This window comes from Actinoplanes sp. NPDC051475 (assembly GCF_040689425.1).
Taxonomy (GTDB): domain Bacteria; phylum Actinomycetota; class Actinomycetes; order Mycobacteriales; family Micromonosporaceae; genus Actinoplanes.
Genome location: NZ_JBFAZZ010000011.1, coordinates 32,592 through 57,778 on the forward strand (window position 1 = coordinate 32,592; position 25,187 = coordinate 57,778).

A 25,187-nucleotide genomic window follows, 5' to 3' on the forward strand; every position below is an offset into this window, starting at 1 on the left:
CCGCATCGGGCGGCCCCGGGCGGCCCGGCAGCGGAATCGTCTCGGTCGTCGTCCGGTCGCCGGGGCCCTGGTCAGCCGTCCTCCGCCCGCGCCCGGCTTCGGCGTGGATCGATCGGTTCGCGCGCGCCCCCGCGGGCGGCCGCGCGTGAACACCGTAGGGTGGGACGCACATACTGTCGGACATCGAGGAGGGCGACCGCATGCCGTGGAGTTGGCGGTACGAGGGCGTCGACGGGCAGCCCGTGGCCGGGCCGGCCGAGACGTTCAGCAGCCAGGCAGACGCCGAGTCGTGGATCGGCCAGGCGTGGCGTGAGCTGGCCGCCGCCGGGGTCACCCAGGTCACCCTGGTCGAGGACGACCGGGTCGACTACAAGATGAGTCTGCTGCCGGCCGAGTGAGCAGCTTCCAGATCAGCCGCGGGGCGCCGCGCAGCGCCTTCATGCCGAGCCCCGTCTTCGTCGGCATCCTCGCGCTCGTGGCGGCCAGCGCGTGGATGACGTGGATCGGCTACGGCAACGTCCGGGTCGACGTGTTCCTGCTGGTCATCTCCGGCTGGGTGCTGTCGCTGTGCCTGCACGAATACGCGCACGCACTGGTCGCGTACTTCTCGGGCGACCGCGGCGTCGCCGACCGTGGCTACCTGCGGCTGAACCCGCTCAAGTACACCCACCCGCTGCTGTCGATCGTGCTTCCGCTGGTCGCCGTCGTGCTCGGCGGCATCGGCCTGCCGGGCGGCGCGGTCTGGGTGGATCACGCGCACGTGCGCAGCAAGCTCAAGGAATCCCTGATCAGCGCGGCCGGCCCGGCCACCAACGTGCTGTTCGCCCTGCTGCTGGCGGTGCCGTTCGCGCTGGGCGGAGGCGACGACGCGCTGGTCTTCACCGGTGCCGGCGTGGCGCTGGGACCGCACGGCCCCTTCTGGCTCGCACTGGCGGCGCTCGGGTTCCTGCAGGTCACCGCCAGCCTGCTCAACCTGCTGCCGGTGCCCGGCCTGGACGGCGGCAACACCCTGAGGCCCTGGCTGAACCAGGCCTACCAGCGCGCGTACGACCTGTTCGCCCCGTACGGGTTCATGCTGCTGTTCGTGCTGCTCTGGCAGTCCCGGGTCAACGTGTGGTTCTTCGACGCCGTGGGGTGGCTGGCCTCGCTGATCGGGGTGCCCGAGGACCTGGGCCGGCTCGGCATCGAGTACATGCGCTTCTGGAGCAACTAAGAACGAGCCCGGCCGGGCCCGGCCGGCCGAAGCCGGCCGGACCCACCGAGGTCAGGGGCGCCGGGCCGGGCTGACCGTCTTCGCCGGGTCGCGCTCGGCGATGCCGCCGATCACCTCGTCGATCGCCTTCAGGAGATCCGCGTCGAGGCGTACCCCGGAGGCCTTGGCGTTGTCGTGAACCTGCTCGGGGCGCGACGCCCCGACGATCGCGGCCGAGACGTTCGGGTTCTGCAGCACCCAGGCGACCGCCAGCTGGGCCATCGACAGCCCGGCCTGCTCGGCGAGCGGCTTGAGCTGCTGCACCGCGCCGAGGACCTCGTCGGTCATCAGGCGCTGGATGAACTGCGCGCCGGACTTGTCGTCGGTGGCCCGGGAGCCCGCCGGCGGCTGCTTGCCCGGCTCGTACTTGCCGGTGAGCACGCCCTGCGCGATCGGTGAGAAGACCACCTGGCCGAGGCCGAGTTCCTCGCACGCCGGTACGACCTCCGGCTCGATGACCCGCCACAGCATCGAGTACTGCGGCTGGTTGGAGACCAGCTGGATCTTCAGTTCCTGGGCCAGCTCCCAGCCCGCCCGGATCTCCGACGCCGTCCACTCGGACACCCCGATGTAGAGCGCCTTGCCGGAGTGCACGATGTCGGCGAACGCCTGCATCGTCTCCTCGAGCGGCGTCGAGTAGTCGTAGCGGTGAGCCTGGTAGAGGTCGACATAGTCCAGCTGCAGCCGGCGCAGCGAACCGTTGATCGACTCCATGATGTGCTTACGGGACAGGCTGCGGTCGTTCGGGCCGGGCCCGGTCGGCCAGAAGACCTTCGTGAAGATCTCCAGCCCCTCCCGGCGCTCACCCTTCAGCGCGCGGCCGAGGACCTCCTCGGCGCGGGTGCCCGCGTACACGTCCGCGGTGTCGAAGGTGGTGATGCCCACGTCGAGCGCGGCCCGCACGCACGCGGCGGCGGCCTCCTCCTCGACCTGGGAACCGTGGGTGATCCAGTTGCCGTACGCGATCTCGCTGATCAGAAGGCCGGAACGGCCGAGGTGACGGAACTCCATGCCCGCGACCCTACCCGCGCCTCACAGGACCGGCCGGGTGTCGGAGAGCAGGCGGTCGATCTCCCGCACCACGTCCGCCGGCTTCGCGTACGCGACGTCGACGATCGGCTCGCCCTTGCGGTCCAGGGCACCCCAGCTCCCCTGCTCGTCCCGGATCACGTACGCCACCGGATGGATGATCACCTCGGCGTGCACCGGCGGAACGGGCAGCCGGCCCGTACGGTCGACGACCCCGAACCGCCCGCCGGCGTCCACCACCGCGAGCCCCTCCTCGGTGAACCCGTCGACGGTCCCGCCGGCGGTCAACGCGGTGGCGAACCCCCGGTACTTGAGCTGCACCACGATCCGCCCATGCCGATCGAGGGCGCCCCACCCGCCCCGCCGCACGGCGGCGACACCCCGCCGGAACGGCCGCACCTCGTCGAACCCGCCGGGCACGATGACCCGGTTGTGCCAGTCGACGGCGAACCACCCGCCGGCCGGATCCCGCGACACCCACGCCAGCCCGTCCGAGAACGGCAGGGCCTGGAGGTACGCGGACGAGTCGTCGAGCAGCCGCGTCCCGCTCTCGTCGATCAACTCCCAGGCGGCGGCGTCGGGCCGGCGGACCCAGGCGGCGCCCTCGTGGAACGGCTGGGCCTCGGCGTACACCTCGGGGATCACCACATCGCCGTTGCTGTCGGCGTACCCGAAAAGATCGGTCTCGTAGTCCTGAGCCGGCTGCGGCGGACGGCTCTGCTGCAGAATCTCCTCCCGCGTGCGCGGGTAAGGCCCCCACCCGGCCTCCTGAACCCGCGCCATCACGGCATCGAGCGCGGCCTCGGTGCGGGCGACCAGGTCGGGATCCTCGACCCGCCGCAACTCCAGCGCCAGCTCGAAATGATTGCAAGCCTCGAGATACCGCCCCTGCTCGTAACAGGACGTCCCGGCATGGACATGCATCTCGGCCCGCAGCCGCCCGGGCAGCTCGACGGAGTTCGCCTCCTCGTACAGCCGGTCGGCCTCGGCGTAGTCGCCCCGCCACTGCTGCACATGAGCCAGCCGAGCCTGCACGATCGCGATCCGGCGCAGCTCACCGGTCGCCTCCGCATGCCGCAGCGCCTCCCGGCCGTCGGCGAGGGCACGGCCGTACTCGCCGAGCACCCGGCTCACCACGGCACGCACACTCAACAGCCGGGCCCGGACGGCGTCGCGTTCGGCGTACTCCAGCTTGTCGGTCAGCCGGTCCCGAACGGCCCGCAGCTGCTCCGGCTCGTCGGCGGTCTCCCGCAGGGTGACCGGATCAACCTTCCACGGGTACGCGGCAAGCAGCTGTTCGGGGTCCGCCAGGCGGCGCTCGGGCTCGAGCTCCGGCTCCGGCGGGGGAGCGACGGAGAGGGTGGGCAACTGCATGCTCGGAGCCCGGACCGCTTTTTCGGTACGGCCGGCAGCGGCGTCCCGGACCGGTGTCTCTTCGGGCGTGGCGGGTGGGTTCTGGAGCTGAGGGTCGTCGGGGGCGGTCGCCGTCTCCGGCCGGGCCGGCGCCTGGAGGTTGGTCTGGGTGGTCGCCGTGTCTTGGACGGGGTCGGTCTCCGCCGCTTCCTCTGCCGCCGCTTCCTCGACGTCTCCCGCAGCTTCTGCAGGGTCGGTTGCCGTGTCCTCGACATCCGCCGCCGCGTCCTCAGCGTCGGTCGCCCTTGCGTCGGCCTCTGTTCCCTCGGCCTCGTCCGCCGTTTCCTCGGCATCGCTCGCCGCTTCTCCGACGTCGTCACCGACTACTTCTGTGACGGTGCCGCCCTCCACCTCCGCGGCAGCGTCCGGCGTTTCGGCGGTGTCCTCCGGCGATGCCGTCCGCGGTTCGACCACCTCGGTCTCGATGGACGGAGAGAACCAATCAGTCCGCACAGGCGCCGGGCTCACCGGAGCATCCACGGCGGCGGGCGCACTGACCGGAGCCACAGGAGCAGGAGAGACAGGAGCCGAGTCCGCCGGCGGAGTGACGGCGCCCAAACCGCTCATCGAGAGCAGCCAGCCGAGCCCACGACCCTCGTCGGCCGCGTCCCCCTCGACATCCACCGGCTGCCGGCCGGCGTCCGCGCCCGCCTCGCCGTCTTCCTCGTCGTCAACGATCTCGGCCTCGACAACCTCGTCGTTGGGGCCGTCCCCGGCAATCTCGCCACCGAGGGAACCGTCCGCATCAACGGGCGCACCACTGATCGGCGCACCAACGACCACCTCGACGACAACCGGCGCTACGTCAATCGATTCGTCGCTGCCCGATTCGTCGCCGACTGGTTCCGCGCTGGTGGGCGGGGCGCTGACCGGTTCCGTGCTGGTGGGTGGGGCGCTGACCGGTTCCGTGCTGGTGGGCGCGGGGCTGACCGGTTCCGTGCTGGTGGGCGCGGCGCTGACCGGGTCCGCGCTGGTCGGCTCGGAGCTGACGGGGGTGGCGCTGATGGGCGCGGCGTTGACGGGTTCTGCGTTGACCGGCTCCGCGCTGTCCGGATCCGTGCTGTCCGGATCCGTGCTCTCGCGGTCGGTGGTTCCGCGAGAGTTGACGGCGTCTTCCTCGCCGGGCCCATCGTCCCCATCTGCGGGGATGTCGTCGACCACCTCGGGAAGGACGGGCGCCGGACTCTCCACGACCGGGACGTCGAACACCTGCGGAACGTCACCATTCGCGGGCTCCAGAGCCGCAAGGACGATGAGCTCATCGGCAGCAGGCTCGACAACCTCGACATCGACCGGCCGAGAGCTGTCTTCCTCTACCTCGGCATCGACCTGTTCAGCGACGACTTCCACGTCGTCGGTCTCCGCCGGCGCGCGTCCCGATGTCGGCGCGATGGGCCCAGCGGAGGGAGGCCGGACCTGATCGGTGGCGGCCGGAACCGGTGCTGCCGGAGGCGGACCCCAAGGACTCGGCGGCGTGTGCACAGGCGGGACCGCCGGAGTAACAGGTGCCGTCGGGCCCACGGTGGACGGCGCCGCCGATGCCGAAGCGGCTGACGTGGCCGGGTGCGTGACAAAAGGCGGACGGATCGCCTGGCGCTCGTCCGGTCTCGGGGCGTGCCGAGGCTCAGGCTCGTAGGGATGCGCGGGCGGAGCCGCACGATAGTGCGCCGGCTCCGCCGTCGCCGAACGTCCGCCCTGCGCCGCGGGCTGAGCCGGCTCCGAACGTCCGCCCTGCGTCGCGCTGGGCCCGCCCGACATCGGGCGCACAACGGGCGGGGTGGGTGGGACCGACGTGGGGCGGATGACGGGCGGCGTGGACTGGGCGGCCAGCGGTCGCACGACGGGCGTCGCGGGCTGGGCCGGCATCGGACGTACCACCGGCGGTGTCGGCTGGACCGAGGTCGGTCGGGCGACCGGCGCCGGAGGCTGCTGGGCGGCAACTGGCGGCGCCGGCGGCGCCGAGTGGGAGGCAACGACGCGCCCTGGCGAGACGGGCCGCGCCGACGTGTGCGCGGCCGCCGGCGGTGCCCAGGCCGTCTGGGGCGGCGACGTTGGCGTGTCCGCTTGCTGCGCCCAGGATGGCGCGTCCGCATGCTGCGCCCGGGACGGTGTGTCCGCCTGCTGCGCCCATGACACCGGGGTCGGTGGAGTCTGATTGGTCGCCGGCTGTGCCCAGGACTGCGGGATTTGCGCGGCGGCCGGCTGTGCCCACGACTCCGGGGTCGGTGGAGTTTGCGCAGGCGGAGCCCAAGACGGCGGGGCAGGTGGGGTGTGTGACGCCGCGGCCGGCTGAACCCACGGCGGCGTGGTGGGTGCGGGCGGGGCCTCGTAGGACGGCCGGGGCTGGTTGGTCTCCGGCGTATACCCACCAACCGGCTGGGACGGCCGGGGATGCTGACGGGCCGGGGGAGAGCTGCGCTGGCCCTGCGACGGTGCGGGGAACCGAGGATCCGTCGGTGGTTCCCCACTGTGATTCCCGCGCCCGGGTGGCGGCATGCGGCGTTCGTCCTGAGCCGAGATCGGGGTGGGGCGCGCGCCCTGCCGTTGGTCCGGCTGGGAAGCCTGCCCCGGATAGGGCGACGCCGGACCCCGGTGCGGAGCGGCTTGCCGGCCGTCCGGCTGCCCCGGATAGGACCGCGACGGATAAGCCTCACCGGAATGGCCCGACGACGGATAAGCCCCCCCGGGATGCGCCGACGGCGGATGAGCCCCACCGGGCGCCGCGGGCGGATAACCCCCACCGGCATGCCCCGACCCCCGAGGATCACCCAACCGGGGATCGGTGGCCCGAGGATCAGCCCAGCGAGGATCGCCGGCCCGGGAGTCAGCCGAGCGAGGATCGAAAGCCCGAGGAACACCAGCCCGAGGATCAGCAGCCCGAGGATCAGCAGCCCGAGGATCAGCGGAGCGGGGGTCAGCGAACCGAGGCTCGACCGCCCGCGGATCATGCGACCGTGGCGTCCCGTAAGGCGCCCCGGACCGCGGCGAATCCACCGGCCGCGATGTCGGAGACGCACCGGCCGGCCGGGCGTACGGCCCGTGGTGCGGAGCGTCCTGAGGCGGCCCCGGCAGATGGTCCGGCAGCGGCACAGGCCGGTTCCACGAAGGGGTCGCGGGCGGATCCGACGGTCCGGACCAGGACGGCGGTGGCTGCGGTGGGCGGCCGACCGTCGCCCGTCCCGCGGCCGGGGAGATGGGCCGGGCGGGAGACACCGGACCCGCCGGCGGCCCCGAGGCCTGGGCGATCGCCCGGAAGTCCGCGTCCCAGGAGGCTGCCGCCTCGGCTGCGGCTGCGGCGTCGTAGACGGGGTGGTGGACGGCTCGGCGGCGGCCCGGGTCGCCCGGGTAGCGCTGGCCCGGCTGTGGTTCCCATTCCCAGGTGATCTCGTACACCCAGGCCGGTTCGTCGTCCCAGCCGCCCGCGCCGCGGTGCGAGCTCCAGCCGTTCATCGGGCGCCCCGCGGGGTACCGGATGGGTGGCTACGGTGCGTCACGACGGCGTTCCACCTTGTCGGAAATTGCTCGGTGGCAGGGCGGTGCACCGGGTACAGTCGCCCGGCTCCGATGCGGGGGGTTGTGAGAGGAGATTAACGGCGTGGACGGGCTCGACGCCAGGGTGCCTGTGATCTCTCCCCGCCGTCCGTTCCGGGACTTCGTCACTACGTTCGGTGCGCTTTCTTCGTCGGGTTTCCGGAGGTACGCGACCTACCGGCAGGCGACCATAGCCGGATCGTTCACGAACATCGTCTTCGGGTTCCTCCGGTGTTACGTCCTCCTGGCCGTCGCGGCGGGGGCTGCCGGGGGACGGCCGGGTGGATATGGGCCCGAGCAGCTGGCGTCGTTCGTGTGGTTGGGGCAGGGGGTTGCTCACCGTAGGGTCGCTGTGGGGCTGGACGGAGCTTGCCGACCGGATCCGTTCCGGTGACGTGGCCGCCGACCTGCTGCGCCCCGTACCCCCGCTGGTCAGCTATCTTGCCGCTGACCTGGGGCGGGCCGGGCATGCGATGATCTTCCGGTTTCTGCCGCCGCTCGCGGTCGGCGTGCTCTTCTTCGATCTGTACGCCCCCAGCCGCTGGTTCGCCGTCCCGCTGTCCGCGCTGTCGATCGTGCTGGCCGTGGTCGCCAGCCTGGGCCTGCGGTTCCTGGTGAACGCCACCGCGTACTGGCTGCACGACGCGCGCGGGCCGATCACGCTGTGGACGTTGTCGGCGGGGGTGCTGGCCGGTCTGTACTTCCCGCTGCGGTTCCTGCCGGACTGGCTCGCCGTCACGCTCTGGGTCGGTACGCCGTTTCCGGGGCTGCTGCAGACCCCGCTGGACGTGTTGGTGGAGCGGGATCCGGCCCCGGTCCAGGTAGGCCTGGTCGGGGTGCAGGCGGTGTGGGCGGCGGCGCTGGTCGTCGACGTGGACACCCCGCTGCCGCCGGGATTCTCCGTGCCGGGCGCCGAGCTGGTCGCGCTGGAGGCCGACGGGCACCGGGCGTCGTTCGACCTGCTGTCCTCGTCCGCCGGGGCGGTGGTCGCCGAGCTGGCCTCGCTCGCGTCGCTGCGGGATCTGTCCCTGGTCGAGCCGGACATCGAGGACGTGGTCGCCCAGCTCTACCGCTCCTAGCGGTGCTTCATCACCAGGACGGCCCAGGTCCCGGGCTCGAGGGCCTCGTAGTGGTGCGGGTGGCAAATCGGTACATAGAAACTCTGATGATCACCTGGGGTGGGCGCCGCGATCGGCCGACCTAGGCCTCAGTGGTAGACCACGGTCGCCCGCCGCCAGGGGGTGAGGCGGGGCTGTGTGTCGAGTCCACCGGGGAGCGCCCTCGCAAAGTAGGCATGTCACGTTGTGTGCAAGCGACTTGCGTGATCTGCAAGCTTCGGGTCACTGTCAAAGACCCGTGCGGGGACGGAGCGACCGTGAGCGCACCTCTGCAGTGGACGGCCCATCCAGCGGTCCAGCAGGCGATACGGGCCCGCGATTACGCCACAGTCTTGCGCTTTTCGCGGGTCGCGGCCGGGCTCACGCTGGAGCAACTCGGCGCGGCGGGCGGCTACTCGCCGTCGACACTGTCGCGGCTGGAGAGCCGCCGTCGGCGCATCCGCGACCTCGAGGAACTCCGCCGGCTGGCTGACCTGTACGACGTACCTCTGCACCTGCTCGGCCTGGCAACCAGCCCGGGAGGCGGTGACGGGTCTAGCCTGGCCAGAACCGTCGACGGAGGGGGCGACACCGTGGACCGACGTGATTTCCTGGCCTGTGCGGCCGCTGTTGGTGTGTCCGCCGCATTGCCGGCGGCCCCGGCCGCCGCCGCGCCGTCGGGCAGCACCATCGAGGACGTGTTGTTCGGCCGGCTCACCGCGGATCCGCTGCCCGCCCAGCAGCTCGCCGCCCAGCTCGCCGCCGCGCGCGCGGACTACCGGGCTGCCCGCTACACCCGGCTCGCCCGCCGCTTGCCGAAGCTGCTCGCCCAGGCGGTGGCCAGCCGCTCGGCCGCAGCCGTCGACGAGACTGCGGCCGCCTCCGAACGGCTCGCCGCGGCGTACGGCATCGCGGCTCAGCTGCTCATCAAGCTGCACGACAACGGCATGGCCTGCGCCACCGCCGATCGGGCCGTGCAGGCGGCGGCCGCCGGCGACGACCCCCTGATCATGGCGGAAGGTCAGCGCCTGGCCGCTACGGTGCTGCGCCGCATTGACCACCGCGACAGCGCACAGAAGCTCGTGCTCGACGCCGCCGGGCAGCTGCGCAGTGTGAGCCCGGCCCAGGACCCCACGTTCAGCGCGATGTACGGGCAGCTGCTCGCCGTCGCCTCCTACACCGCGGCGATCCGCGACGACCGCGACACCGCCTGGACCCTGCTCGGCGAGGCCGAGCTGCCGGTGCGAGAGGCCGGGTCGTCAGCCCGGTTCAACACTACCGAGGTCGCGGTCTACCGCATCAGCGTTGCCCGCAAGCTCGGCGACTACGGTGCGGCCGTCGACTTCGCCCGCAAAGTCGACCCCCGGACGATCACCAGCGCCGAACGGCGAGCTCGCTACTGGGAGGACACCGCCCTCGCGCTGCAGGGCCGTGGCCGACCCCACGCTGCGTTCGATGCGCTACAGGCCGCCGAGCGCGACGTTCCTGAAGAGGTCCGCTGTCGGCCCTGGGCGCAGCAGCTCACCCGCGAGCTCCTGTCCGCCCCGGCGAGCCACGGGCTGTCCGGCGTCCGTGACTTCGCAGCGCGGGTGGGCGTCGCGTAGCCGCGCGACCGGCGTCGGTGAGCTGCGCGGCAACTAGCGGTGTTCCATCACCAGGACGGCCCAGGTCCCGGGCTCGAGGGCCTCGTAGTGGTGCGGGACGTCGCCGGGGAACGCCACGTAGTCGCCGGGACCGAGGTCGACCCGCTCGTCCGTCGGACCGGCGCTCAGCCGTCCGGCGGCGACGACGACGTGTTCGATGCTGCCCGGGATGTGCGCCTCGGCCTCGCGGGGCTGGCCCGGTTCCAGCTCCATCACGTACAGGTCGCGGCGGGCGTGGGTGGATCCGGCCGCCAGCAGGCTGGCGGCGAAGTCCGCCTGGTCGGCCCGCAGCCGGGGTTTGTCGCCGGCCCGGATCACGCGTACGGCGGGAGCCGGCGGCTCGACGAGCCGGCTGAACGGCACGCCGAGCGCGACGCCGAGCGACCACAGCGTCTCGATGCTGGGGTTGCCGGTGCCGTTCTCGAGCTGCGACAGCGTGGACTTGGCCAGGCCGGCGCGGCGGGCGAGCTCGGCGAGGGAGATGCCGGCGCGTTCCCGTTCGGCGCGCAGCGCTGCGGCGATGGTGGCCAGCGGAGAATCCATGTTCGCTCCGTCGATCGTTTCGTTCGGTTTGACGAACGCAGGTCCGTCGTTCATTATTTTGAACCATGCGTACGTTACGCCGAACACCGGACCGGGCCCTGCTGCGGGACGCGGCCGCGATCGCCGCGGCGATGGTGGCGGTGGGCGCGTCCTTCGGCGCCATCGCGGTCGCGTACGGGCTGCCGACCTGGGTGCCGTTCGTCATGTCGACGGCGGTGTTCGCGGGCGGGGCACAGTTCCTGGCCGTGGGCCTGATCGCGGCCGGCAACCCGCTGGCGGCGATCGTTGCGGGCCTGCTGCTGAACGCCCGGCACCTGCCGTTCGGGCTGGCCGTCGCGGGGACCGTGGGCGACCGGTGGCGCGACCGGCTGATCGGCAGCCATTTGATGACCGACGAGGTCGTGGCGTTCACGCTGCGCGAAGCGGACCCCGGCCGCCGCCGGCGTACGTACTGGCTGATCGGCATCACGCTCTTCACGTCGTGGAACGCCGGCTCCGCGCTGGGTGTCCTGCTGGGCGGTGCCACCGGTGACCCGGCCGCACTGGGGCTCGACGCCGCCTTCCCGGCCGGGCTGATCGCCCTGATCCTGCCGTCGTTGCGGGACCGGGCGACGCGCACGGTGGCCCTGGCGGGCGCGGTCGTGGCGGTGGTCCTGACTCCCGTCCTGCCGGCCGGGCTGCCTGTGCTGAGCGCGCTGCTCGGATTGTTCGCCCTCTTCGCGCCGCGCCGGCGTCGCGAGGAGTCCCGGGAACTCGAGGAGGTCTCGTGCTGATCGCGTCGATCGTGGTGCTGGCCGTCGGGACGTACGCGATGCGGCTGAGCGGTGTCCTGCTTCGCGACCGCCTCGAGCTCTCCGATCAGCTCCAGCGGCTGCTGCCGATGGCCGCCACCACGCTGCTGGCGGCCCTGGCGGCCACTGCTGCGCTGATGGAGGGTGCTGCGTTCGCGGGAGTGGCGCGGCCCGCCGGGGTGGCCGTCGGCGCGCTGCTGGCCTGGCGCCGGGCCCCGTTCGTCGTGGTCGTGCTGGCCGCGGCGGCGACCGGGGCCCTGCTGCGCCTGGCCGGCGTGCCCTGACTCAGACCTTGGCGCCGAGCTCGACCTGTGGCTTGGGGACGCGCATCTTGCGGAAGGTCAGGCCGCGCATGATCCCGTACAGGTAGAGCGAGCCCAGCCGCTGGGTCGTCTTCGGGAAGCGCTCGGTGACGAGCTTCTTGATCCGGCGCGAGATCAGGATGCTGTCGACCACGACCGTGACCGCCAGGATCGCCCACAGCAGGTTGGCGCCGATCTGGACCTGCAGCGGCATCTTCCCGGTCGAGCCGATGAAGACGATGATGGCGCCGACGAAGAACCAGGTGCCGGCCGTGCGGCGGGAGTCCACGATGTTGCGCACCAGCGCCCGCTCCGGACCCCGGTCGCGGGCCAGCAGGTAGCGCTCGTCGCCCGAGCGCATCCCGGCCGAGGCCTCGGCGCGCTCGGACCGCTGCCGCTCACGCATGTTCTTCATCGCCTCGCGGCGGTTCGCGGGGGCCTGCACCGCATCGTGCCGCCGCTGGGCGGTCTGCCGCTTCGGGGTCTGGAGCCCGAGCTCCTTCTTCGAGGGCGTGTAGCCCTTGGGCTTGGAGGTGGCCGAGTCGGACTCGGGCGTCACCTGCTCGACGGCGTCGGAGACGAGGTCGGCGGACTTGCGGCGAAACAGCGAGGGCACCCCAGCAGAGTAGCCAAGTGCCGCCGCAAACCCGAAACCGCGTGGCCGAGCACCGCCTCGGATGCGAAACCGCGCCGTCGATCAGGAGCGATCGGCGGCGCGGTCCGTGCGGTGGCGACGCTCAGAGGCGTTCGGTGTGGGCGCCCAGGGCGGCCAGCTTGTTCTCGAAGTCCTCGTAGCCCCGGTTGATCAGGTCGACGCCGTACACCCGGGAGGTGCCCTCGGCGGCCAGGGCCGCGATCAGGTGGCTGAATCCGGCGCGCAGGTCCGGGATGACCAGGTCGGCCGCGTGCAGCTTGCTGGGGCCGGCGATCACCGCGGAGTGCTTGAAGTTGCGGCGGCCGAAGCGGCACGGGGTGCCGCCGAGGCAGTCGCGGTAGACCTGGATGGTCGCGCCCATCTTGTTCAGCGCCTCGGTGTAGCCCAGCCGCTGCTCGTAGACGGTCTCGTGCATGATCGACAGGCCGCGGGCCTGGGTCAGCGCGACTACCAGAGGCTGCTGCCAGTCGGTCATGAAGCCGGGGTGCACGTCCGTCTCCAGCGCCACGGCCTGCAGCTCGCCGCCCGGGTGCCAGAACTTGATGCCGCCCTCGACGCCGGTGACCCCGGGCCGAGGCACCCGCGCGTCTGTGACCTCGAACTGGCCGCCGATCGACCGGAAGATGTTGAGGAACGTCATCATGTCGGCCTGCTGCGCGCCGAGCACCTCGATCTCGCCGCGGGTGGCGAGAGCGGCGGCGGCCCAGCTGGCCGCCTCGATCCGGTCCGGGATCGGCTTGTGGTGGTAGCCGTGCAGCTTCGGTACGCCGAGGATCTCGATGACCCGGTCGGTGTGCACGGTGATGATCGCGCCCATCTTCTGCAGCACGCAGATGAGGTCGATGATCTCCGGCTCGATGGCGGCGTTGCGCAGCTCGGTGACGCCCTCGGCGCGTACGGCGGTCAGCAGTACCTGCTCGGTCGCGCCGACGCTCGGGTACGGCAGCTCGAGCTTCGTGCCGTGCAGGCCGTTGGGGGCGGTGAGGTGCATGCCCTCGGGCGTCTTGTCGACGACCGCGCCGAACTGCCGCAGCGCCTGGATGTGGAAGTCGATCGGGCGCGGGCCGATGTGGCAGCCGCCGAGGTCCGGGATGAACGCGTGCCCGAGCCGGTGCAGCAGCGGGCCGCAGAACAGGATCGGGATCCGCGACGAGCCGGCGTGCACGTTGATCTCGTCGCTGCTGGCGCTCTCCACGTTGGTGGGGTCCATCACCAGCTCGCCGTCGTCGGCGCCGTCGGACACCTTGACGCCGTGCAGGCCGAGAAGGCCGCGGACGACCTCCACGTCGCGGATGCGCGGCACGTCGAAGAGGCGGCTCGGTGTCTCGCCCAGCAGGGCGGCCACCATGGCCTTGGAAACCAGGTTCTTGGCGCCACGGACCCGGATCTGCCCGTGCAGCGGCGCACCGCCGTGTACGGCCAGGACGTCGTCGGTCAACGCAACCTCCAGAGGCGGGCGAGGAGGTCCGCGCCCGAAGCGATTGAGGGGTGCTGCGCGGGAGGGGGACCCACGGCAGTCGCCGGGGAAGCATAGCCCTGCGTGACCGTTGCAGAAATGATCAGAACGCCCAGGACGGCACGAATTGCTGATGATTAAGTCAACAAAAAGGTGTGGCGGAGCGTAGGGCTCTTTGGCAATCACCCAGAGTGATGAATTAGGGGAGTGCCAGCATCTGGTCGAGGGCGATCCGGGCGTACTTCGCGGTGTCCTCGTCGACGGTGATCTGGTTGGGCACGCGACCCGCCACGAGCTCCTCGAGGGCCCACACGAGGTGGGGGAGATCGATGCGGTTCATCGTCGAGCAGTAGCAGACCGTCCGGTCGAGGAACATGATCTGCTTGTCCGGGTGCGCCAGCGCCAGGCGGCGGACCAGGTTGAGCTCGGTGCCGATCGCCCAGGCCGAGCCGGCCGGCGCGGCGTCCAGGGCCTTGATGATGTACTCGGTCGAGCCGACCTGGTCGGCGGCGCGCACGACCTCATGCCGGCATTCCGGGTGGACGAGGACCGTGACCTCGGGAACCCGCTCGCGGACCTCGCGGACGCTGTCGACCGTGAAGCGCCCGTGCACCGAGCAGTGGCCGCGCCAGAGGATCATCCGGGCGTCGCGCAGCTGCTCGGGGGTGAGGCCGCCCTGCGGCTTGTGCGGGTCGTAGAGCACGCAGTCGTCGAGCGAGAAGCCCATCTCCAGCACCGCCGTGTTGCGGCCCAGGTGCTGGTCGGGCAGGAAGAACACCTTCTGGCCCTGCTCGAAGGCCCAGGTCAGGGCACGCTTGGCGTTGGACGAGGTGCAGACCACCCCGCCGTTGCGGCCCACGAAGCCCTTGATGTCGGCCGAGCTGTTCATGTACGTGACCGGGACGACCTCGTCCGCGATCCCCAGGTCGGTGAAGTGGTCCCAGGCCGTCTCGACCTGGCCCAGCACCGCCATGTCGGCCATCGAGCAGCCGGCCGCCAGGTCGGGGAGCACCACCTTCTGGGCGTCGCCGGTGAGGATGTCGGCGCTCTCGGCCATGAAGTGCACGCCGCAGAAGACGATGAACTCGGCGCCGGGGCGCGCGGCGGCCTCGCGGGCCAGCTTGAACGAGTCGCCGGTGACGTCAGCGAACTGGATGACCTCGTCGCGCTGGTAGTGGTGGCCGAGCACGAAGACTCGGTCACCGAGCGCGGCCTTGGCGGCGGCGGCCCGGGCGACCAGGTCCGGGTCGCTGGGCGCGGGGAGGTCGCCGGGGCAGTCGACGCCGCGCTCGCTGGCGGGATCGGTGCCCTTGCCGAGCAGCAGCAGCGCGAGAGGGGTGTTCGCGGGTTCGGTCCAGGTCGACGTCACGCCAACCATGGTTCCACAACGGCGCACCGCTCTGGCCGGTCGCAGCGGTGTTGTGGACCACTCAGCGGCGGCGGCCCTGGATACGGGTCGCCAGCCGGCGCAGCCGGGCCTGGTTCTCCGGCTTCGCCAGCTGGCGCTGACCCTCATGGATCAGGCGCTGCCCCTGGGGGCTGCGGAGGAACTTCTGGAGTCGCTGCATGAGAGTGGCCATGATGCCAACGTTGCCGGGCGTGCCTGCGCGAAACCTGTACTTTCTCCTCGTGCGCGTACTGATCTGTCCGGACAAGTTCGCCGGCACGCTGACCGCCTCCGAGGTGGCCGCCGCGCTCGTCGAGGGATGGCGTTCCGTGGCCCCGGACGACGACTGCGTGCTGCGGCCGCTCTCCGACGGCGGCCCCGGCTTCCTGGAGGTCGTCGGCGCGGCGCTGGACGGCCGGCGGATCCCGGTCGAAACCGTCGACCCGCTCGGCCGCCCGGCCCGGGGTGAGGTGCTCGTCGTGGGCACCACCGCCTACGTCGAGAGCGCCCAGGCCTGCGGCCTGCACCTGCTGAGCAGGGACGAGCGGGACCCCAACGCCGCCACCTCGTACGGCCTGGGCCTGCTGCTGACGGCGGCCGTGGAGGCGGGCGCGGCCGAGGTGGTGGTCGGGCTGGGCGGCTCCGCCGTCAACGACGCCGGCGCCGGGATGCTGGCCGCGCTGGGTGCCGCCCCCCTGGACGAGAGCGGGTACGCGCTGCCGTACGGCGGTGCGGCCCTCGGCGTGGCGGCCGGCCTCGAGGGAGAGCCCCGGCTGCGTCAGGTGCGCCTGGTCGCCGCCACCGACGTCGACAACCCGCTGCTCGGCCTGCACGGCGCCAGCAACGTGTACGGCCCGCAGAAGGGTGCCACCAGGGAGGACGTGCTGCGGCTGGACGCCGCGCTGGAGCACTTCTCCGGCGTCCTGGAGCGGGCGTTCGGCATCGGGGGCCTGGCAGCGATGCCCGGCGCCGGTGCGGCCGGCGGGATCGGCGCCGCCCTGCTGGCCCTCGGTGGCCGGGTGGTGTCCGGTATCGGCCTGGTCAGCCGCCTCATCGGCCTCGAGGAGCAGCTCGACCGGGCCGACCTGGTGATCACGGGGGAGGGGTCCTTCGACCACCAGTCGCTGCGCGGCAAGGTGGCGGCCGGGATCGCGAACGGCGCCCGCGACCGGGGGCTGCCCTGCGTGGTGGTCGCCGGGCGCAACGAGACCGGCTACCGCGAAGCCGCCAACGCGGGCGTCACGGAGACGTACGCCCTGGTGGAACACTTCGGCTCGGAGGAACGGGCGCTTGCCGAGCCGGCCCGGGGCCTGCGCGAGGTCGCGGCCCGCCTGGCCGGGCAATGGAGCAGGTGAGGGACGGTGTCGGACATCTCGCCCTACCGAATTGGGAATAGGGCCCGGGAGAGCTAGCGTTAGCCGGTACGGCACATCACCGGACCGGCAGGGAGAACCGCACGTGTCTACTGAAGCGCACACCGAGGCGACCGAGGCCACCACGGCTCCGCCGACCGGCGTCATTTTGACCGATTTCGCGGCGACCAAGGTCAAGGCCCTGATCGAGCAGGAAGGCCGCGACGACCTGCGCCTGCGCATCGCCGTGCAGCCCGGCGGCTGTTCCGGCCTGCGGTACCAGCTGTTCTTCGACGAGCGTTCCCTCGACGGGGACGTCGTCAGCGACTTCGACGGCGTCGAGGTCGTCGTCGACCGGATGAGCTCCCCCTACCTGGCGGGTGCCACGATCGACTTCGCCGACCGCATCGACGCGCAGGGCTTCACGATCGACAACCCGAACGCGCAGAATTCCTGCGCCTGCGGTGACTCCTTCCACTGACCTGCTGCGCAAGGCTTCGAGGGCCGTCCATCCCGCCGGGGTGGGCGGCCCTCCGCCGTGACGCGGGGATGTCCGGCGTGCGAACGGCCGGTAGGCTCCGGGGGTAATCGCACCCGACCCCCGAGGGCCGACATGAAGATCGCCGTCACCGGCTCGATCGCCACCGACCATCTGATGCACTTCCCGGGCAGGTTCGCCGAGCAGCTCATCGCCGATCAGCTCCACAAGGTCTCGCTCTCCTTCCTCGTCGACGACCTCGTGGTCCGCCGCGGCGGCGTGGCGTCGAACATCGCGTACGGCATGGGCAAGCTGGGCCTGCGGCCGATCCTGGTCGGCGCGGTCGGCGCGGACTTCGCCGACTACCGTTCGTGGCTCGAGCGGCACGGGGTCGACTGCGACTCGGTGCACGTCAGCGAGGTCGCGCACACCGCACGCTTCGTGTGCACCACCGACGACGACCTCAACCAGATCGCCTCGTTCTACGCGGGTGCGATGGCTGAGGCCCGCAACATCGAGCTCGCGCCGGTCGCCGCCCGCGCCGGCGGCCTGGATCTGGTCCTGGTCAGCGCCAACGACCCGGCCGCGATGATCCGCCACTCGCAGGAGTGCCGTGCCCGCGGCTACGCCTTCGCCGCCGACCCGTCGCAGCAGCTCGCCCGCATGGAGGGCAGCGACGTGATGGCGCTCATCGAGGGCGCGGAGTATCTGCTCACCAACGACTACGAGCGCTCGCTGCTCGAGACCAAGGCCGGCCTGAGCGCGGACCAGGTGCTTCAGCACGTCAAGATCCGGGTCACCACGCTGGGCAAGGACGGCGTGGAGATCACCGGGCGCGCGCTCGAGCGCATCCACGTGCCGGTCGCCCGCGGCGTGGTGCCGGACGACCCGACGGGCGTCGGCGACGGCTTCCGGGCCGGCTTCTTCTCCGCCCTCAGCTGGGGGATCGGCCTCGAGCGCGCCGCGCAGGTGGGTTCGCTGGTCGCCGCCCTGGTGCTGGAGACCGTCGGCCCGCAGGAGTACGACGTCAGGGCCGACGAGTTCCTCAAGCGCCTCGCCGACTCGTACGGTGACGAGGCCGCCGCCGAGATCCAGCCGCACCTGCCCGCGTAACGACGATGGTCCTCGCCGTCTTCGCCGGCCTGCCGGGCGTGGGCAAGAGCACGCTCGCGCACAAGGTGGGGACGGCGCTGCCAGCAGCCGTCCTCGCCGTCGACACCGTCGACTTCACGCTCCAGGCCTACGACGTCACCGAGCCCCGTCCCGGCTACGCCGCGTACGGGGTGGTGGCGGCGCTCGCCGAGACGCAGCTCACCATGGGCCACAGTGTGATCATCGACGCGGTCAACCCGGTGAAGGCGGCCCGGCAGCTCTGGATCGAGCTCGCCGAGCGCCTCGGCGTCCCGCTGCGGGTCGTCGAGGTGGTCTGCGCCGACGACGCCGAGCACCGCCGCCGGGTCGAGGCCCGGTACGCGGCCCGCGACCACGACGGCGTCCCGGACTGGGTGCGGGTCGTCGAGCGGCAGAAGGAGTACGAGCCGTACCTGGGTCCCCGCCTGGTCGTCGACACGCACCTGGCGGAGGACCCGGTCGGGCCGGTCGTCGACTACCTCAGGTGAGCCGGCGCACGTCGTAGGCGTCCGGGGCGGGGCTGCCCACGTACTCCTGGCCCTTCATCCGGCACCAGGCCGGGATGTCGTTGGCCGCCGCCGGGTCGTCGGCCAGGACCCGCACCACCTCGCCGACGTCCACGGTCGGCATCCGCTTCGCGAGGTCGATGACGGGCAGCGGGCAGCGCCGGCCCCGGGAGTCCACCTCGATCACATCCCCGCCTCCTTTCGGATCTCCTCGACCACGCCGGGCAGCACCGCCAGGAACCTGTCGACGTCGGCCTCCGTGGTGCCCCGGTGCAGCGAGACCCGAACATTGCCGTGGCTGAGCACCCCCATCGCCTCCAGCACGTGACTGGGCCGCAGCGTGGACGCCGTGCACGAGGAGCCGGACGACACCGCGAAGCCGTGCCGGTCCAGCGCGTGCAGCAGCGCCTCGCCGTCGGCGTACAGGCACGAGAACGTGACCAGGTGCGGCAACCGTTCCACCGGGTCGCCGACGATCTCGACGTCCGCCACGGTCGCCGCCACGGTCGTCCGGATCCGGTCGACCAGGGCGGACAGGCGTACGGCCTCGGTCTGCGCCTCGGCCAGCACGGCCCGCAGGCTCGCTGCGGCGGCGACCACGGCGGGCAGGTTCAGCGCACCCTGTGGGTGCGGCCTGTGAAGATCATCACCGGGGTACGGGGACAGCCAGCGAACGCCCTTGCGGACCACGAGCAGCCCCACCCCGGCCGGCCCGCCCCACTTGCGGGCGCTGGCGGTGAGCAGGGACCAGCCCGGCGGCACCGGCGCGTGACCGATCGACTGGGCGGCGTCCACGTGCAGCGGCACCCCCGCCTCCGCGCAGGCCTCCGCGGCGGCCGCGACCGGCTGCACCGTACCGGCCTCGTGGCTGGCGCTGATCAGGCTCGCGAGGGCGACGCCAGGGTCCGCCACGGCGTCCCGCCAGGCGTCCAGATCGAGGCGCCCCAGCCGGTCCACACCGACCTCCGCGGACGTGCCGTGCCGGGCCGCCGCGTGCAGCACCGAGGAATGCTCGATGGCCGAGTGGACGAACGTCTGACCAGCTCGGACACGTCCGGCGAGCCCACCCAGGACGGCGGCGTGCACCGCGGCCGTGCCCGAGGAGAGGAAGGTCAGTTCGTCCGGGCGTACCCCCAGGCATTCGGCCGCCGTGGCCGTCGCCGCCTCCCTCAGCTGCTGGGCCCGCCGGCCGGCGGAATAGAGCCGGTCCGGGTCGGCCCAGCCGTCGTCCAGGGCGGCGAGGAGGGCCTGCCGCGCCACGGGATGCATCGGTGCCCCGCCGGCCGCGTCCAGGTAGGCGGGTGCACCGGCTTGTTCCGGCGTGTATTCCACCTCCGGAACGGTATCGTCCACAGGATCGGGGGGTACGCACGCCCGGTCGAAGATCCGACCCCCGGTAACCGGACGGCCGGGCCAGGTCGAGTAGTGTGCGACCGTCGGTGACACCTTGCCGCCGGTGTCCGGATTAAGCCGCACCGGGCGGTGCTCTAGGGAGGCAGGAGCAGGTGGTCTCAAGGAGTTCGGTCGCACGGCCCCGGGTCGTACGGCTCGCCGGGCTCGGTGTCGGCGGTGCCATGCTGCTGGCCCTGCTGTCCGGCTGTTCCGCCAACGCGATCGGTGACAAGCTGGGCGGCTTCGGCTGGCCCCGGCACGGCATCACGCTGCAGGCCCACAAGATGTACGACATGTGGATCGCCGCCACCATCGCGGCCCTGGTCGTCGGCTGTTTCGTGTGGGGCCTGATCTTCTGGTGCGTGATCCGCTACCGCAAGCGTGGCGACAACCTCCCCGTGCAGACGCGGTTCAACATGCCGATGGAGGTCCTGTACACGGTCACGCCGGTGCTGATCGTCGCGGTGCTCTTCTACTACACGGCGATCGTGCAGACCGATGTGGACAAGCTGTCGGCCAAGCCGGACCAGACCGTCGAGGTCGTCGCGTTCAAGTGGAACTGGCAGTTCAACTACCGTGACGCGCCCGGCGAGGACGCCCACACGGTGGCGTCGACGCTCGGCTCGTCCGACGTCATCCCGCTGCTCGTGCTCCCCACCGGACGCAAGATCCGGTTCGAGGAGACCAGCCGCGACGTCATCCACTCGTTCTGGGTGCCGGAGATGCTGTTCAAGCGGGACGTCTTCCCCGGCAGCGTGCGCAACGTCTTCGAGGTCACCCTCGACAAGGAGGGCCGCTACGTCGGCCGGTGCGCCGAGCTGTGCGGCACCTACCACGCCTTCATGCAGTTCGAGCTCGTCGTGGTGTCGCCGGATCGCTTCGACCAGTTCCTGAAGGCCAAGCAGGGCGGCAAGAACACGCAGGACGCCATGGAGGCGATCGGCTACTCCGGCGACGAGCGCTTCGCCGTGAAGACCCGCCCGTTCGACACGCGCCGCCACGGGCACTCGTGGAACCAGTCCGGCGAGTCCGCGGCCGCACGGAAGTAGGGGAACCGAGTTGAAGACCGAATACAAGATCTTCGCGGGCGTCTCCGCATTCCTCTTCGGCGCCGCCATCGTCTACAGCCTCTACACCAAGGGCACCGGCCACACCGAGTGGGTCGGCACCGTGGCGCTGATCCTCTCCGGCCTGCTGTGCGCGATGTGCGGCGGCTTCTTCTGGTTCGTCGCCCGGCGCATCGACCTGCGCCCGGAGGACCGCGAGGACGGCGAGATCGCCGAGGGCGCCGGCGAGGTGGGCTTCTTCAGCCCGGGCAGCTACTGGCCGTTCGGGCTGGCGCTGTCCGCGGCGACCGCCGCCATGGGCCTGGTGTACTGGCAGTGGTGGCTGATCATGGTCGGCCTGATCATGGTGATCTTCGCCGCCTGCGGCCTGCTGTTCGAGTACTACTCGGGAAGCCGGCACCCCGCCGAGCACTGAGCTTTCGACGTCGAAAGGCCCGCACCTGAACTAGGTGCGGGCCTTTTGCATGGGCTGAGCGGCGCGCTGCGGGTGCCGGAAGCGCTCGGTATCCCTGAACCAACCCTCAGGCGGCGCGGCGCTGCAGCGGGGCGATGCGGTCGCCGCCGGGCCGCAGCCAGACCCGGATCTCCAGCGGGGCCAGGATCTCGGCGGCACCGCAGCGGGTGCAGACCAGCTCGGGACAGTCCTTGTCGTGGCCGTCGCCGCAGGGCGGCACCTCGAACGGCATCTCCGCATCGCAGATGATGCAGCGCAGCTCTCGTTCGTCCACGGGTGGCTCCTCTTCGTCGGAAGGTGGAATTACCCGAATGTCATTCAAACGTTGTCACGGGTTGGCCGGGCAGCGGTGGACGCGCCCCGGCGTGTTGGGACAAAAGCCGGTCCCGCCGGTCGGCGGGCCGGGGTCACGCATGTTCGGCGGCCTTGGCCGCCTTCGCCGCCTCGACCCAGCGGCCGAGCAGTGCGGTGGCCGCGCCCGAGTCGACGGCCTCGGCCGCCCGGGCGATGCCGGCCCGCATCGTGTCGGCGAAGCTGCCCGGGAATCCCGCGTGGGCCGCGAACGCCGCCGCCGCGTTGACGAGCACCGCGTCGCGGACCGGCCCGCTCTCGCCGGCGAACGTGCGCAGGGCCGCGTCGGCGTTGAACGCCGCATCGCCGCCGCGCAGGTCGCCCGGGTTGCTGCGGGGGATGCCCAGGTCTACGGCGTCCACCACCGACTCGGTGACCGTGCCGTCCTTGACCGTCCACACCCGGGTCGGCGCGGCCGTGGTGAACTCGTCCAGGCCGTCCTCGCCGCGCATGACCAGGGCCGAGTCGCCGCGGCGGGCGAAGACCTCGGCCATCACCGGGGCCATCCGCTGGTCGAAGCAGCCGACCGCGGCGCTGCGCGGGCGCGCCGGGTTGGTCAGCGGTCCGAGCACGTTGAAGAACGTCGGGTGGCCCAGTTCGCGGCGGGTCACCGAGGCGTGCCGCATGCCCGGGTGGAAGCGGGCCGCGAAGCAGAAGCCGATGCCCGCCTCGGCCACGGTGCGGGCCACGCCCGCGGGGCCGAGGTCGAGCGGGATGCCGAAGTACTCCAGCAGGTCGGCGGTGCCGCAGGCCGAGGAGGCCGCGCGGTTGCCGTGCTTGACCACCTTGACGCCGGCCGCCGCCACGATGATCGCGGCCATCGTGGAGATGTTCACCGTGTGGGCCCGGTCGCCGCCGGTGCCCACCACGTCGACCGCGTCGGTCCGGACGTCCTCGGGGAGGTCGACAACGGTGGCGTTGGCCAGCATCGCCTGGACCAGGCCGGCGAGCTCCACCGGCGTCTCGCCCTTCGCCCGCAGGGCCACGGCGAACCCGGCCACCTGGACCGGGGTGGCGTTGCCCGCCATGATCTCGCCCATGGCCCAGGCGGTGTCCTGGGTCGGCAGCTCCTCGCCCCGCAGCAGGGCGCTCAGCAGATCGGGCCAGGTAGGTGCGCCCATGGGGGCCTCCGGAGGGCGAGGTGCGTGCGGGGGGTGTGGAGCGGTCAGCCCAGCGTGCCGAGGGTGCCGAGCGGGACCGCACCGTTGCGGCGGGCGCGCAGCATGCCGGCGATCGTCTGGCCCGTGGCCACCGGGTCGAGTGGGTAGATCAGGGTCGCGTCGACCTGGGCGTACGCGGCCAGCCAGCGGTCGGCCGCGCGGGCGATCACCACGCAGACGGGCGGCGGCTCGGCGTACTCGTCCTTGGTCTGGCGGGCGATGCCCAGGCCGCCGGCGGGGGAGGCCTCGCCGTCGAGGACCATCAGGTCGATCTCGTAGTCGTCGAGCAGGCGCCGGCACTCCTCCCAGGTGGAGGCGTCGACGAACTCGACGGCGAGATCGACCGCGGGGCGTACGCCGATCGCCAGCCGGATCTTGTCGCGGACCTTGATGTCGTCGCTGTACAGCAGGACCGTGTACTTGTCCGGCTCACGCTTGGTGACGTCGCTCATGAATGTGCCCCGGTTCCCACGCTCGTAGGTGCGAGCTGATCGTACCCAACCGGTCATTCGGCGTCGGGCTGTGGGCGTACCGTCGTCGTCTCGGTTGTGATCTTGGTCGCGGCAGGCGCGGCCGCGGCGCGTTCCTCGGCCTCCGCCCGGTCCAGGGCGCGGTCGATCCGCTTGGCCTCGCGCTCGGACTGCTTGATCCACTGGAGCACCAGGATGCCGAGCATCGTGACGCTGACGATCTCGCCGCCGGCCCAGAGGATCCCGCCGGCCGTGACCTGGTCGTCGAAGGGTTTCATCCAGCTCAGGTGCAGGTTGGGGTACCAGTCGCCGCCGAGCAGCGTCTTGCTCTGCATGATCGTCAGGCCGAGCACCGTGTGGAACGGCACCGACAGCACCATGAGCAGGGCTCTTGCCGGGTACGGCCACCGGTTCGGCAGCGGGTCGAGCCCCAGCAGCGGCCAGAAGAACAGGCACCCGGTCACGATGAAGTGCACGTGGATGAACTCGTGCAGCCAGGCGTGCTCCAGCGTGGCCCTGTACAGCCCCGTGAAGTAGAGGACGAACGGGTTGGCGATGAAGAGACCGAACGCGACCAGCGGAAACGTCAGGATTCGCACCACGCCGCTGTGCAGGACCGCCAGCAGCATCTTGCGGTGGCGTACGGGCAGGGTGCGCAGCGCCAGCGTGACCGGCGCGCCCAGGGCCAGGAAGATCGGGCCCACCATGGACAGGACCATGTGTTGCACCATGTGCACGCTGATCAGCGTCGTGTCGTACGCCTCGATCCCGGTCACCGTGACCGCCGCGAGCGAGCCGAGCCCGCCGGCCAGGAACGCCACGGTGCGGCCCGCCGGCCAGTGGTCGCCGCGCTGCTTGAGCCGGTGCACGCCGTACAGGTATACGGCGGCGGCCACGAGCAGGAACAGGGCGATCAGGCTGGTCAGGCGGATGTCGGTGAAGATTCGGGCGACGCTGAACGGCGGCGGGACAGTATCCCCCGCCACGACCGTGAACAGGGGCGTTTCGGCGAGCTGCACCATTCGAGGCTAGGCCCATCCCGGTGGCCGGGCCGCTACCGGGCTGCGACACATGCCGGATTAGGCCCCCCGCGACATGTTGAGGTGATCGCGGGGCAATAATGAGCCCGTGACAGCGGCAGCCATCGACAAGAGCCGGATCCACTCGCTGACCCGACCCAACATGGTCAGCGTCGGGACCATCGTGTGGCTCTCCAGCGAACTCATGTTCTTCGCAGCCTTGTTCGCGATGTATTTCGCGATCCGCGCGGCGGACTACAGCATGTGGGAAGAGCACACCAAGGTCCTGAAGATCCCGTACGCGACGACGTTCACGGTGATCCTGGTGCTCTCTTCGGTCACCTGCCAGCTCGGCGTGTTCGCGGCGGAGAAGGGTGACGTGTTCGCGCTGCGGCGCTGGTTCACCATCACCTTCGTCATGGGCCTGATCTTCGTGCTCGGCCAGGCGAACGAGTACCGCCACCTGGTCGAGGAAGGCATCAAGATCAATGGTGACGGCTACGGCTCGATGTTCTACCTCACGACCGGGTTCCACGGTCTGCACGTCACGGGCGGCCTGATCGCCTTCATCGTCTACATGATCCGCACCACCATGGGCCGGTTCACGCCGGCGCAGGCGACCTCGGCGATCGTCGTGTCCTACTACTGGCACTTCGTCGACATCGTGTGGATCGCGCTGTTCGCCATGATCTATTGGCTGCAGTAGCC

25 protein-coding genes and 1 pseudogene are annotated in these 25,187 nt (G+C 71.5%); 13 read left to right on the top strand and 13 right to left on the bottom strand.

Going from position 1 to position 25,187, the window contains the following annotated elements:
* Nucleotides 1-200: 200 nt before the first annotated feature.
* Nucleotides 201-398 (top strand): hypothetical protein, encoded by a 198-nt coding sequence (locus AB0368_RS22515; protein ID WP_106126848.1) that lies wholly within the window; start codon nucleotides 201-203, stop codon nucleotides 396-398.
* A 41-nt stretch (nucleotides 399-439) separates the two neighbouring features.
* The gene (locus AB0368_RS22520; RefSeq protein ID WP_366156142.1) at nucleotides 440-1,213 is read left to right on the top strand and encodes a site-2 protease family protein; all 774 of its coding nucleotides are present in this window, start codon (nucleotides 440-442) and stop codon (nucleotides 1,211-1,213) included.
* Nucleotides 1,214-1,264: 51 nt separating this feature from the next.
* Here the strand turns inward: AB0368_RS22520 and AB0368_RS22525 are convergent, their stop codons facing one another.
* Complete coding sequence (locus AB0368_RS22525) at nucleotides 1,265-2,263, bottom strand: aldo/keto reductase family protein (RefSeq protein WP_366155897.1); 999 nt, start codon at nucleotides 2,261-2,263, stop codon at nucleotides 1,265-1,267.
* Between the two features lie 21 nt (nucleotides 2,264-2,284).
* Nucleotides 2,285-4,903: a WG repeat-containing protein gene (locus tag AB0368_RS22530; protein ID WP_366155898.1), complete on the bottom strand. Its 2,619-nt coding sequence runs from the start codon at nucleotides 4,901-4,903 to the stop codon at nucleotides 2,285-2,287.
* A 2,413-nt stretch (nucleotides 4,904-7,316) separates the two neighbouring features.
* Between AB0368_RS22530 and AB0368_RS22535 the strand changes: the two are divergent.
* Nucleotides 7,317-8,304, top strand: a pseudogene (locus tag AB0368_RS22535) (ABC-2 family transporter protein).
* A gap of 296 nt (nucleotides 8,305-8,600) precedes the next feature.
* Complete coding sequence (locus tag AB0368_RS22540; protein ID WP_366155899.1) at nucleotides 8,601-9,926, top strand: helix-turn-helix domain-containing protein; 1,326 nt, start codon at nucleotides 8,601-8,603, stop codon at nucleotides 9,924-9,926.
* Nucleotides 9,927-9,959: 33 nt separating this feature from the next.
* Here the strand turns inward: AB0368_RS22540 and AB0368_RS22545 are convergent, their stop codons facing one another.
* Nucleotides 9,960-10,508, bottom strand: coding sequence for an XRE family transcriptional regulator (locus tag AB0368_RS22545; RefSeq protein WP_366155900.1), 549 nt, complete (start codon nucleotides 10,506-10,508; stop codon nucleotides 9,960-9,962).
* A 65-nt stretch (nucleotides 10,509-10,573) separates the two neighbouring features.
* On the opposite strand from AB0368_RS22545, the gene AB0368_RS22550 reads away from it, so the two are divergent.
* Both AB0368_RS22550 and AB0368_RS22555 read left to right on the top strand, forming a co-directional pair.
* The gene (locus tag AB0368_RS22550; RefSeq protein ID WP_366155901.1) at nucleotides 10,574-11,281 is read left to right on the top strand and encodes an AzlC family ABC transporter permease; all 708 of its coding nucleotides are present in this window, start codon (nucleotides 10,574-10,576) and stop codon (nucleotides 11,279-11,281) included.
* The gene (locus AB0368_RS22555) at nucleotides 11,275-11,583 is read left to right on the top strand and encodes an AzlD domain-containing protein (protein WP_366155902.1); all 309 of its coding nucleotides are present in this window, start codon (nucleotides 11,275-11,277) and stop codon (nucleotides 11,581-11,583) included. The genes AB0368_RS22550 and AB0368_RS22555 overlap by 7 nt, the downstream gene beginning before the upstream one ends.
* A 1-nt stretch (nucleotide 11,584) precedes the next feature.
* Here the strand turns inward: AB0368_RS22555 and AB0368_RS22560 are convergent, their stop codons facing one another.
* The 4 genes from AB0368_RS22560 to AB0368_RS22575 all read right to left on the bottom strand — a co-directional run bounded on the left by AB0368_RS22560 (nucleotide 11,585) and on the right by AB0368_RS22575 (nucleotide 15,292).
* Complete coding sequence (locus AB0368_RS22560) at nucleotides 11,585-12,217, bottom strand: DUF3043 domain-containing protein (protein WP_366155903.1); 633 nt, start codon at nucleotides 12,215-12,217, stop codon at nucleotides 11,585-11,587.
* Nucleotides 12,218-12,338: 121 nt separating this feature from the next.
* Complete coding sequence (gene murA / locus AB0368_RS22565) at nucleotides 12,339-13,694, bottom strand: UDP-N-acetylglucosamine 1-carboxyvinyltransferase (RefSeq protein WP_366155904.1); 1,356 nt, start codon at nucleotides 13,692-13,694, stop codon at nucleotides 12,339-12,341.
* Nucleotides 13,695-13,911: 217 nt separating this feature from the next.
* Nucleotides 13,912-15,090, bottom strand: coding sequence for a quinolinate synthase NadA (nadA, locus tag AB0368_RS22570; protein ID WP_366155905.1), 1,179 nt, complete (start codon nucleotides 15,088-15,090; stop codon nucleotides 13,912-13,914).
* A 52-nt stretch (nucleotides 15,091-15,142) separates the two neighbouring features.
* Nucleotides 15,143-15,292, bottom strand: coding sequence for a hypothetical protein (locus AB0368_RS22575; protein WP_366155906.1), 150 nt, complete (start codon nucleotides 15,290-15,292; stop codon nucleotides 15,143-15,145).
* A gap of 1 nt (nucleotide 15,293) precedes the next feature.
* On the opposite strand from AB0368_RS22575, the gene AB0368_RS22580 reads away from it, so the two are divergent.
* From AB0368_RS22580 to AB0368_RS22595, 4 genes are all read left to right on the top strand, one after another.
* The gene (locus AB0368_RS22580; protein ID WP_366155907.1) at nucleotides 15,294-16,454 is read left to right on the top strand and encodes a glycerate kinase; all 1,161 of its coding nucleotides are present in this window, start codon (nucleotides 15,294-15,296) and stop codon (nucleotides 16,452-16,454) included.
* 103 nt (nucleotides 16,455-16,557) lie between these two features.
* Entirely contained in the window at nucleotides 16,558-16,932 is a 375-nt protein-coding gene (gene erpA / locus AB0368_RS22585) for an iron-sulfur cluster insertion protein ErpA (RefSeq protein ID WP_366155908.1), read from the top strand.
* A gap of 132 nt (nucleotides 16,933-17,064) precedes the next feature.
* On the top strand, nucleotides 17,065-18,042 hold the full coding sequence (locus tag AB0368_RS22590; RefSeq protein WP_366155909.1) for a carbohydrate kinase family protein: 978 nt from the start codon (nucleotides 17,065-17,067) through the stop codon (nucleotides 18,040-18,042).
* Nucleotides 18,043-18,047: 5 nt separating this feature from the next.
* Nucleotides 18,048-18,548 (top strand): ATP-binding protein, encoded by a 501-nt coding sequence (locus AB0368_RS22595; protein WP_366155910.1) that lies wholly within the window; start codon nucleotides 18,048-18,050, stop codon nucleotides 18,546-18,548.
* Here the strand turns inward: AB0368_RS22595 and AB0368_RS22600 are convergent.
* Together AB0368_RS22600 and AB0368_RS22605 are read right to left on the bottom strand one after the other, a co-directional pair.
* Nucleotides 18,541-18,753: a sulfurtransferase TusA family protein gene (locus tag AB0368_RS22600; RefSeq protein WP_366155911.1), complete on the bottom strand. Its 213-nt coding sequence runs from the start codon at nucleotides 18,751-18,753 to the stop codon at nucleotides 18,541-18,543. The genes AB0368_RS22595 and AB0368_RS22600 overlap by 8 nt on opposite strands.
* Nucleotides 18,750-19,898 carry an aminotransferase class V-fold PLP-dependent enzyme gene (locus AB0368_RS22605; protein WP_366155912.1) on the bottom strand — a complete coding sequence of 383 codons (1,149 nt, stop codon included), beginning with the start codon at nucleotides 19,896-19,898 and terminating at the stop codon, nucleotides 18,750-18,752. The genes AB0368_RS22600 and AB0368_RS22605 overlap by 4 nt, the downstream gene beginning before the upstream one ends.
* Before the next feature lie 242 nt (nucleotides 19,899-20,140).
* Here AB0368_RS22605 and coxB point away from each other — a divergent pair, with 242 nt between their 5' ends.
* Both coxB and AB0368_RS22615 read left to right on the top strand, forming a co-directional pair.
* Nucleotides 20,141-21,007 (top strand): cytochrome c oxidase subunit II, encoded by an 867-nt coding sequence (gene coxB / locus AB0368_RS22610; RefSeq protein ID WP_366156143.1) that lies wholly within the window; start codon nucleotides 20,141-20,143, stop codon nucleotides 21,005-21,007.
* A gap of 10 nt (nucleotides 21,008-21,017) precedes the next feature.
* Nucleotides 21,018-21,440, top strand: a complete 423-nt coding sequence (locus AB0368_RS22615) for a cytochrome c oxidase subunit 4 (protein WP_366155913.1) — start codon at nucleotides 21,018-21,020, stop codon at nucleotides 21,438-21,440.
* A 106-nt stretch (nucleotides 21,441-21,546) separates the two neighbouring features.
* Here AB0368_RS22615 and AB0368_RS22620 read toward each other — a convergent pair whose 3' ends face one another.
* The 4 genes from AB0368_RS22620 to AB0368_RS22635 form a co-directional block, all read right to left on the bottom strand.
* Entirely contained in the window at nucleotides 21,547-21,753 is a 207-nt protein-coding gene (locus tag AB0368_RS22620; RefSeq protein ID WP_366155914.1) for a hypothetical protein, read from the bottom strand.
* Between the two features lie 133 nt (nucleotides 21,754-21,886).
* Entirely contained in the window at nucleotides 21,887-22,951 is a 1,065-nt protein-coding gene (trpD, locus tag AB0368_RS22625; RefSeq protein ID WP_366155915.1) for an anthranilate phosphoribosyltransferase, read from the bottom strand.
* Nucleotides 22,952-22,995: 44 nt separating this feature from the next.
* Nucleotides 22,996-23,442, bottom strand: a complete 447-nt coding sequence (locus AB0368_RS22630; RefSeq protein WP_366155916.1) for a hypothetical protein — start codon at nucleotides 23,440-23,442, stop codon at nucleotides 22,996-22,998.
* 53 nt (nucleotides 23,443-23,495) lie between these two features.
* Nucleotides 23,496-24,482, bottom strand: a complete 987-nt coding sequence (locus AB0368_RS22635) for a cytochrome c oxidase assembly protein (RefSeq protein WP_366155917.1) — start codon at nucleotides 24,480-24,482, stop codon at nucleotides 23,496-23,498.
* Nucleotides 24,483-24,588: 106 nt separating this feature from the next.
* Here AB0368_RS22635 and AB0368_RS22640 point away from each other — a divergent pair, with 106 nt between their 5' ends.
* The gene (locus AB0368_RS22640; RefSeq protein WP_366155918.1) at nucleotides 24,589-25,185 is read left to right on the top strand and encodes a heme-copper oxidase subunit III; all 597 of its coding nucleotides are present in this window, start codon (nucleotides 24,589-24,591) and stop codon (nucleotides 25,183-25,185) included.
* Nucleotides 25,186-25,187 lie beyond the last annotated feature (2 nt).

Coding starts and splice junctions, on each gene's coding strand:
- AB0368_RS22515 (WP_106126848.1), top strand. CDS start 201: ATGCCGTGGAGTTGGCGGTACGAGGGCGTCGACGGGCAGCCCGTGGCC.
- AB0368_RS22520 (WP_366156142.1), top strand. CDS start 440: ATGCCGAGCCCCGTCTTCGTCGGCATCCTCGCGCTCGTGGCGGCCAGC.
- AB0368_RS22525 (WP_366155897.1), bottom strand. CDS start 2,263: ATGGAGTTCCGTCACCTCGGCCGTTCCGGCCTTCTGATCAGCGAGATC.
- AB0368_RS22545 (WP_366155900.1), bottom strand. CDS start 10,508: ATGGATTCTCCGCTGGCCACCATCGCCGCAGCGCTGCGCGCCGAACGG.
- AB0368_RS22550 (WP_366155901.1), top strand. CDS start 10,574: ATGCGTACGTTACGCCGAACACCGGACCGGGCCCTGCTGCGGGACGCG.
- nadA (WP_366155905.1), bottom strand. CDS start 15,090: ATGGTTGGCGTGACGTCGACCTGGACCGAACCCGCGAACACCCCTCTC.
- AB0368_RS22575 (WP_366155906.1), bottom strand. CDS start 15,292: ATGGCCACTCTCATGCAGCGACTCCAGAAGTTCCTCCGCAGCCCCCAG.
- AB0368_RS22580 (WP_366155907.1), top strand. CDS start 15,294: ATGCCAACGTTGCCGGGCGTGCCTGCGCGAAACCTGTACTTTCTCCTC.
- AB0368_RS22590 (WP_366155909.1), top strand. CDS start 17,065: ATGAAGATCGCCGTCACCGGCTCGATCGCCACCGACCATCTGATGCAC.
- AB0368_RS22595 (WP_366155910.1), top strand. CDS start 18,048: ATGGTCCTCGCCGTCTTCGCCGGCCTGCCGGGCGTGGGCAAGAGCACG.
- coxB (WP_366156143.1), top strand. CDS start 20,141: ATGCTGCTGGCCCTGCTGTCCGGCTGTTCCGCCAACGCGATCGGTGAC.
- trpD (WP_366155915.1), bottom strand. CDS start 22,951: ATGGGCGCACCTACCTGGCCCGATCTGCTGAGCGCCCTGCTGCGGGGC.
- AB0368_RS22630 (WP_366155916.1), bottom strand. CDS start 23,442: ATGAGCGACGTCACCAAGCGTGAGCCGGACAAGTACACGGTCCTGCTG.
- AB0368_RS22635 (WP_366155917.1), bottom strand. CDS start 24,482: ATGGTGCAGCTCGCCGAAACGCCCCTGTTCACGGTCGTGGCGGGGGAT.